The organism is Bartonella sp. AA81SXKL (genome assembly GCF_042196945.1).
GTDB lineage: Bacteria > Pseudomonadota > Alphaproteobacteria > Rhizobiales > Rhizobiaceae > Bartonella.
This window is the reverse complement of sequence record NZ_JBHIRH010000266.1, coordinates 1-689: the sequence shown is the minus strand read 5'-3', so window position 1 is coordinate 689 and position 689 is coordinate 1. Positions and strand designations below refer to the sequence as shown.

Below are 689 nucleotides of genomic sequence, written 5' to 3'. Positions count from 1 at the left end.
GTTCATACCGTTTAAAGATATTACGCCATTTTTTAAGCATAAAGGAAAATCTCATCTTCCCCTGAGCTTTCTCTTTAAAAGTAACGTGAACACTCTCCACAAACAACGGATAAAGTTTTTCCTTTTCACGCGTTTGTAAGAGACTTATTTTCAATAAATGGAACATTCTTTAAATGGAATATCCTTTGCCAATCTTTACACTTGGCGGAATATTTTACCTAGGTAATGTGTTTGTTCTTTCCAAATGGAACATTATAATTCTCTACTTTGCTTTCAAATTTTAACTCTTAAAACATGGAAATGAGGATGTATTAGAGTCTCTTTGAAAACCTGCTCTCTCTATCGGTTGAAAATTTTCCTTCATATGAAACTTAGAGAAAAAACTAAAATTTTATTCCTGGAATAAGCAGTGGGTTCTCCAATATGGCGGTTTTGTCTGCAGTATCTATTGCTGGTTTGTTTAAAAGAGCATTGAAGAGTTTTTGTATTGCTTCTTTTTCAATACCATCGGCAATGATGACAAAACGGGTTTGTGTAATTCCTTTTGGCCATGCTGGAAGTCTTATTGGTGGATGAAAAAATGTTTGTACGCTGTGTAGCACAAGTGGACGTAGGGGATCATCATGCAATGCAATAATTGCTTTGATTCGTAATAGTTTTGCGCCATAAAAATTTTTTAGGAGATCTAA

The 689-nt window shown here is 34.3% G+C and carries 1 protein-coding gene; it reads right to left on the bottom strand.

Annotated features, from left to right (window positions below; translation table 11 throughout):
- Positions 1 to 383 precede the first annotated feature (383 nt).
- A partial coding sequence (locus ACFINZ_RS10995; RefSeq protein WP_375701536.1) for a GTP-binding protein occupies positions 384 to 689 on the bottom strand: 306 nt, incomplete at its 5' end.